The 8,002-nt window shown below is 61.2% G+C and carries 2 protein-coding genes; both read right to left on the bottom strand.

Features of this window, described 5'->3' with window-relative positions; all coding sequences use genetic code 11:
• A partial coding sequence (locus tag JUI81_RS27440; protein WP_239077736.1) for a DUF5801 repeats-in-toxin domain-containing protein occupies window positions 1–3,245 on the bottom strand: 3,245 nt, incomplete at its 3' end.
• A 364-nt stretch (window positions 3,246–3,609) separates the two neighbouring features.
• On the bottom strand, window positions 3,610–7,803 hold the full coding sequence (locus JUI81_RS27435; RefSeq protein WP_204125433.1) for a DUF5801 repeats-in-toxin domain-containing protein: 4,194 nt from the start codon (window positions 7,801–7,803) through the stop codon (window positions 3,610–3,612).
• Window positions 7,804–8,002: the final 199 nt, after the last annotated feature.

The following is an 8,002-nucleotide window of genomic DNA, read 5'->3' as shown; positions in this document are numbered from 1 at the left end:
GCATGAGCGCTGTCGCCATCCTTGTCGGTGATGGTGGCGGTCAGGGTCACCAGGTTGTCCGAGGTCAGACTGGTCGAATCATCCGGATTGGTTGGATCGGGATGCACCACCGCCCGGATCTGGTCGAGGGTGACGTCACCATTTGCGGCGACGCTGACGGTGAATACCAGATCGTTGCTAATCGCCGTGCGGCCTTCCACGACTGTACCGTTAAGCGACAAATTCACCGCTTGGCCGGTAGCGGTATCGGTCAGCCCGGAGCCGCCCGCGACCACGCCCAGTGCATAGGTCAGCGTGCCCGCACCGTCAGCGCCAAACGCCGAGCTGAAGTTGGCGGTAAAGCTCTGGGTGTCGTTGGTGGCCAGCACGGTTTCGTCGACTGTCAGGACTGGCTCCGTGCCGGTGGTGCTGATGCTCGGTCCGTCGTCCTTGAACACCAGGTTCTGGCCGATGTTCAGCGTGGCATGAGCGCTGTCGCCATCCTTGTCAGTGATGGTGGCGGTCAGGGTCACCAGATCGTCCGAGGTCAGGATCGTCGAATCATCCGGATTGGTTGGGTCGGGATGCACCACCGCCCGTTGCTGGTCGAGAGTGACGTCACCATTTGCGGCGACGCTGACGGTGAACACCAGATCGTTGCTAATCGCCGTGCGGCCTTCCACGACTGTACCGTTAAGCGACAAATTCACCGCTTGGCCGGTAGCGGTGTCGGTCAGCCCGGAGCCGCCCGCGACCACGTCCAGCGTATAGGTCAGCGTGCCCGCGCCATCGGCGCCAAACGCCGAGGTGAAGTTAGCCGCGAAGTTCTGGGTGGCGTCGGTCGTCAGTACCGTTTCATCGACCGTCAGGACTGGCTCCGTGCCGGTGGTGCTGATGCTGGGTCCGTCATCCTTGAACACCAGGTTCTGCCCGATGTTCAGCGTCGCATGAGCGCTGTCGCCGTCCTTGTCGGTGATGGTGGCGGTCAGGGTCACCAGAGTGTCCGAAGTCAGACTCGTTGAATCATCGGGGTTGGTGGCGTCGGGATGCACCACCGCCCGTTGCTGGTCGAGAGTGACGTCACCGTTGGCGGCGACACTGACGGTGAACACCAGCAGGTTGGTGGTGGCGGTGCGGCCTTCGACCACGGCACCGTTGAGCGACAGGTTGACTGCCTCACCGGTGGCCGTGTCGGTTAGCCCGGAGGCACCCGCGACCACGCCCAGCGCATAGGTCAGCGTGCCCGCGCCATCGGCGCCAAACGCCGAGGTGAAGTTAGCCGCGAAGTTCTGGGTGGCGTCGGTCGTCAGTACCGTTTCATCGACCGTCAGGACTGGCTCCGTGCCGGTGGTGCTGATGCTCGGTCCGTCATCCTTGAACACCAGGTTCTGCCCGATGTTCAGGGTCGCATGAGCGCTGTCGCCGTCCTTGTCGGTGATGGTTGCGGTCAGGGTCACCAGAGTGTCCGAAGTCAGACTCGTTGAATCATCGGGGTTGGTGGCGTCGGGATGTACCACCGCCCGTTGCTGGTCGAGGGTGACGTCGCCATTAGCCGCCACGCTGACGGTGAACACCAACAGGTTGGTGGTGGCCGTTCGGCCTTCGACCACGGTGCCATTGAGCGACAGGTTGACGGCCTCACCAGTGGCCGTATCCGTCAGTCCGGAGCCGCCCGCGACCACGCCCAACGCATAGGTCAACGTACCCGCACCATCGGCGCCAAACGCCGAGCTGAAGTTGGCGGCAAAGTTCTGGGTGGCGTCGGTGGTCAGCACCGTTTCGTCGACTGTCAGCGTTGGCTCCGTGCCGGTCGCACTGACGCTCGGCCCGTCGTCTTCGAAGATCATCTTGGAGCCGATTTCGGCGGTCGAGGTGGAGGCTTGGCGCAGCGAGAAGCCGCCGATATCAAAATCGGCGTGGTTATCGCCCCTGGCGTCTAGGGCCGCCCCGTTCTCGATGAGCACGCGGTTGTGATCTGAGGTTGTGGTGTATTCAATCTGGTAGCCGGCTTTAATGCCGGTGAGTGTTGCAACCCCACCCGTAAAGCTGATGGTGATGGTCGGATCATTCACCGAGCCGTCGGAGTTTTCGATTACCAGCCCGGTGCTATTGTTGATGACTTGAACATTGGTGATGGCAACCGGCGTGTCATTCGCATAGCCGTTGATGAAATTCGCGCCAGGTTCAGCAGCGGTATTGAATGCGCTGATTTTTACCACAGCACTCTTGCCGCTTTGCAACTGCACGACGTCGAAATTGGCCGATGTCGAATTGTAGACGCCGGTAAAGTCGATGTTGGACTCAACATCAGCTTCGGTCTGACTAAGATTGGGAACGGTCACATCCTGCCGGGCACCGGTGACGAACGAAAAGCGGATGCCTTCCTGTTCCACAATCATCTGGTTGTTGGTGCCTATGGTGGTCGGCCCACCGCCCTGGCTGGTATTGATCGTGTCGCCGGTGTTTATGTTGGCGCCACTTGACTGGTCTGCAGGGTCCTTACCGGTGGCGATGATGGTGGGATCGGTGATCCGCACAACACCATTGACGGTTTCAGTTGTCGGGTTCGCTTTCGTGAACATCAGGAAGAGGTTCTGACCCGAGGGCGCACCGGCCAGGCTGAATCCCAGGTCCTGAGTAACTCCGATGAACACCTTATCCTGCAGATTGAGCGAATCATCGGGGTTCGTTGCATCTGGATGCTTGAGCGGTTGGTACTCCACGGTCCAGATCTTGCCGCCCGAGACCGGTGATCCGGTTTCTTCGATATAGCCAGCGAACACGATCGCGCCGGCTGGGCCACCGGCTCGGCCCACAACGATATTGTTGTTGCTCGTATCCGTATAGAGAAGGATGCTGGTGCCATCGAGAGTATCCAGTCCGCTATCCAGGCCATTGAGCGGTGCGCCAGCACTGTCGACGAAGCGGATATCGGTAACGCCGGACGGGTCGGTGAGGGTGAATGCATTGCTGCCGGTGTTGCCCGCGGCACCGGTATAGCCGCTCAAGGCCGTCCCCGTGGCGGTACCTGCTCCCAGTGCGGTCAAACGGGTAGAGAAGGCGGAGGGCAGGGATGCCACTAGAATGTCGTTGTCGTCAGCGTCTCCCGCGGGGCTTGGCGTGGCGGTGAGGTTCTGCAACCCGGCCGTTTCATCCAGCGTAACGTTTGCGCCGGGCGTAACGCTCAGAGCGTTGGCCGTAAGTGACGTTAAGTTGAGGGAAGTCGGATCGCTCGTTAGCGATGAGTTTTGCTCGCGAATAGTCATGATTTTCTCCTGAGCCATTGCGGTCATCGAGGTCGGACCATTGACCTCTGCAACTATGACTAATCGCCGGGAATTGCACATCGGCCGATACTCCCAAGCGGGGTGGGAGTTTCGGCCTACTTGGGAGGGGAAACGGGATGAGGACGCGAAGGCGTGCTGCCCATATTCCGTTTGTGAATGAGCACAGGCCGATGATGCTCCCTCGGGCTTTAACCGCCAGCGCGTGAGTCAGGCTCAAGTAGCAGGGTGCGGAGGGCGCAGATAGATGAAATCTCGTTTGCCGAAGCGTCTGTTCACCTCCCGGAACTGCAAAAAAAGCGAGGGTGGTTTTCACCACCCTCGCATCCTTCACACACGCGCTGCCTCAGGCGCTGCCATGGACAATGTCGGTATTCAGAACATCAACCCCGACCAAGGTGATGGTCGTGATTTGTCCACCCGTTTCTGCAATCGTCACAATGCTGTTTGCGCCGCTGTTGTCGATCGACTGCACAACGGCGCTCTGGTCGCCGTTGAGCACCAGCGTGTCGCGCAGCCCTGCGCTCGCATCGAAGCCGGTGATCTGGTACTTGTTCTGTGCGAATGACAAATCGACGTTGAAGGCATCCCGCTCACCGGCCGTGCCCACCAGCGTGAAGTCGAAGGTGGTGCCCAGGTCGTTGGCGAACAGGTTGGCGTCGAACGCGCTCGACGCCGAGTCGCCATCCTTGTCCGTCAACGTCGCGTTGAACGCCAGCTTGATATCGCTGGCCAGACTTTCGGTTGGCTTAATGAACTCGATCACCGGGATCTTGACATCGCCTCGGCCCATCGTGAGCTGAACCGCGTCGATCAACTTCGTGCCTTGCTGCTGAACGAGGAAGGACACTTGTCCGCCGGCCTCCTGTGTCACGGTGTTCACCTCGGTGAGGGCCGAGAACGTGCCATCCTCATAGTAGGCCCTGTAGTACAGGTCTTCGGTTGCCGTGTTGTAACCTCCCACGGAGTTGTCGATGAAGATCTTCATGCCCGCCAGCAGGGTCTCCGGATTAATCACGAAACTTTCATCGGCAGAACTGATGGCCGCCAGGTTATCTCCCTGGAGAATGTTATTGCCGACGCCGATGCCGGACGTGCTGACGTTCATGGCCGCCGAGTCGATGTACGACGGCAGGGGAGTGGTCTGTAGCTGGGCTTCGGTGGGGTCGGGTTTCCCAACCCCGATGCCGGTCAGGATGTCCCCGGTCGACGCCGTTGCTTTTGCGGAAAAGAACACAATCTCCTCGGATGGCGAAGGAATGGTCGGCGGATTCTGCGGTGGGATCAGCAAGGTGCGCACCGGATCCGGGCCGCCGGCACTGAGTGAGCCGTCGGCACTGCTCAGCACGATCTGCGAACTGAAGCCTTGCACCAGGTCCAGTGTATAGGTGCCATTGCTATAGGCGGTCAGCGTGTAGTCGACGGAGGTATTCGCGGTGGCGGCGTTGTTGTCGAAATCGCCGGTCAACGTGCCAGCGAAATGGTAGGCGCCATTGACGTCCGGTGAAGGCGACTGCTCGGTGAGCGTGCCGGTCCCGGTCGCGGTCGTGTTGTCTGGCCGGACGAGGGTGAACTGGTTATTCACCAACGAAATATCCAGCCCGGTTGCCCCCAGTCCGTCGGCTCCGTTTGAATGATCCCAGTACCCTTGTTGCGGAAGAATGCTGCCGGTCCCGATCAGGTTGCCGAAGGCGAGTGTTGGGCCGTCGTCCTTGAACACCAGGTTCTGCCCGATATTGAGGGTCGCCTGGGCGCTGTCACCGTCTCCATCGGTCTTGGTCGCTATCAGGGTCACCAGGTTGTCCGCCGACAACGTCTTCGAATCATCGGGGTTGCTGGCGTTGGGATGCACCACCGCGCGGAGCTGGTCGAGGGTGACGTCACCATTGGCGGCGACGCTGGCCGTGAACACCAGCAGGTTGCTGGTGGCCGTGCGGCCTTCGACCACGCCGCCGTTGAGCGACAGGTTGACCGCCTGGCCGCTGGCCGTGTCGGTCAGCCCGGAGGCCCCCACCACCACGCCCAGTGCATAGGTCAGCGTGCCGGCACCATCGGCGCCAAACGCCGAGGTGAAGTTAGACGCAAAGCTCTGGGTGTCGTTGGTCGCCAGCACTGTTTCGTCCACCGTCAGCGTCGGTTCGGTGCCGGTGGTGCTGATGCTGGGGCCGTCATCCTTGAACACCAGGTTCTGGCCGATGTTGAGCGTCGCCTGGGTGCTGTCGCCGTCCTTGTCGGTGATGGTCGCGGTCAGGGTCACCAGATTGTCCGCGGTCAGGGTCTTCGAATCGTCGGGATTGCTGGTGTTGGGATGCACTATGGCGCGGATCTGGTCGAGGGTGACTTCACCATTGGTGGCCACGCTAGCGGTGAACACCAGCAAGTTGGTGGTGGCCGTTCGGCCTTCGACCACGCCGCCGTTGAGCGACAGGTTGACTGCCTCACCGGTGGCCGTATCGGTCAGCCCGGAAGCACCGACCACTACGCCCAGCGCATAGGTCAGCGTGCCGGCTCCGTCAGCGCCAAACGCCGAGCTGAAGTTGGCGGCAAAGCTCTTGGTATCGTTGGTGGCCAGCACCGTTTCGTCCACCGTCAGCGTTGGCTCGGTGCCGGTGGTGCTGATGCTGGGGGCGTCATCCTTGAACACCAGGTTCTGGCCGATGTTGAGCGTTGCCTGGGCGCTGTCGCCGTCCCCATCGGTCTTGGTCGCCGTCAGCGTCACCAGGCTGTCCGAGGTCAGGGTCTTCGAATCATCCGGATTGGTCGCATCGGGATGCACCACGGCGCGGATCTGGTCGAGGGTGACGTCGCCATTGGCGGCCACACTGACTGTGAACACCAGCAGGTTGGTGGTGGCCGTGCGGCCTTCGACCACGCCGCCGTTGAGTGACAGGTTGACTGCCTCACCGGTGGCGGTGTCCGTTAACCCTGAGCCTCCCGCGACCACGCCCAGCGTATAGGTCAGGGTGCCGGCGCCATCAGCGCCAAACGCCGAAGTGAAGTTAGCTGCAAAGCTCTTGGTATCGTTGGTCGCCAGTACCGTTTCGTCCACCGTCAGCGTCGGTTCCGTGCCGGTGGTGCTGATGCTTGGCCCGTCGTCCTCGAAAATCATCTTGGAGCCGATTTCGGCGGTTGACGTGCTGGACTGCAGTACCTTGAAGCCGCCGATGTCGAAGTCAGCGTGCGTCTTGTCGCCGTTCTTGTCGGTCAGCAACCCGGCGTTCTCGATCATCACGCGGTTGTGGTCGGTCGCCGTGCTGTAGGTGATCTGCGAGTCGGTCGGAACGCCGGTGATCAGCACCGTGCCGTCGGCGTTGTAGGTGATGACGACGCCGCTGACGGGGGCACCCGCGAACGTCTTCACGGTGACACTGCCGTTGGTGATCGCGACCTTTTCGGTGCTGTCGTTGGCGTAGCTGTTGACGAAGTTGACACCGCTCTGCGACCCGCTGACGTTGTCGGCGTTCTTGACGGCGGTGAGCAACAGCTTCGCAGTCGTGCCGCCCGTCTCCTGCACGACCTTGAAGGTCGCGGAGCGGGCACCGAAGTACTGGGTGAAGTCGATGTTCGCTTCGACACCCGCTTCGCCCGGGGTCAGGTTGGGGATTGTAAAGTCCGCCTTGGCACCGCTGACGAAGCTGAAGCGCAGGCCTTCCTGTTCGGTGATCGCCTGGTTGTTGGTGCCCAGGGTTGTGCTGCCGCCGCCCTGGCTGCTGTTGACCGTGTCGGCGCTGGTGATGGCATCACTGCTTGCCGACTGATCCAGCGGATCCCTGCCGGTGACGACGATCGAGACACCAGGAATCCGGCCGTTCGCATCGGCCGTCGCGCCCGCGGTCGTGAACATCAGGAACAACTGCTGGCCCGACGGCGCTTTGTCCAGACTGAATTCCGCGTCCTGACCGGCGCCGATGAACACCTTGTTCAGCAGATTGACCGCATCGTCGGGGTTCGTCGCATCTGGATGCTTGAGCGGTTGGTACTCCACGGTCCAGATTTTGCCGCCCGACAGCGGCGACCCGGTTTCTTCGATATAGGCGGCGAACACGATTGCGCCGGTTGCGCTCCCGGCTCGGCCCACCAGGATGTTGTCGTTCGTATCGGTATAGAGAAGGATGCTGGTGCCATCAATGGTATCCAACCCGCTGTCCACGCCATTAAGCGGTGCGCCCAAGCTGTCGACGAAGCTGACGTTGGTAATGGTTGCTCCAGGGTCGGCGGTGACGCTGAACGCATTGCTGCCGGTATTGCCTGCGGCACCGGTATAGCCACTCAAGGCCGCACCCGTGGCGGTACCTGCCCCCAGTGCGGTCAAACGGGTAGAGAAAGTCGAGGGCAGGGACGCCAGCAGAATGTCGTTGTCGTCAGCGTCTCCCGCGGGGCTTGGCGTGGCGGTGCTGTTTTGCAACCCGGCCGTTTCGTCCAGCGTAACGCTCGCGCCAGAGGTCACAACGCTGAGAGCGTTGACCACTGAGTCGAGGGTCGGAATGTATAGGGGGGTCGGATCGCCCGTTAGCGATGAATTTTGCTCGCCGGTAGCCATGACTTTCTCCAGAGCAATTGCGGTCATCGAGGCCTGACCGTTGACCTTTGGCCGCAACTATGGAGAAGCGCCGGGAATTGCGCATCGGCCGAAACTCCCATGCGGGCTGGGAGTTTCAGACTACTTGGGAGGGGAAAGAGGAGTAGGGCGCGAAGGAGTAGCGTCGCATATTACGTTTGTGAATGAGCACAAGACGGCG

The sequence above is a fragment of the Pseudomonas sp. 008 genome (assembly GCF_016861935.1).
Classification (GTDB): Bacteria; Pseudomonadota; Gammaproteobacteria; order Pseudomonadales; family Pseudomonadaceae; genus Aquipseudomonas.
Note: the sequence above shows the minus strand (reverse complement) of the source record. Positions and strands in the feature narration are given on the sequence as shown.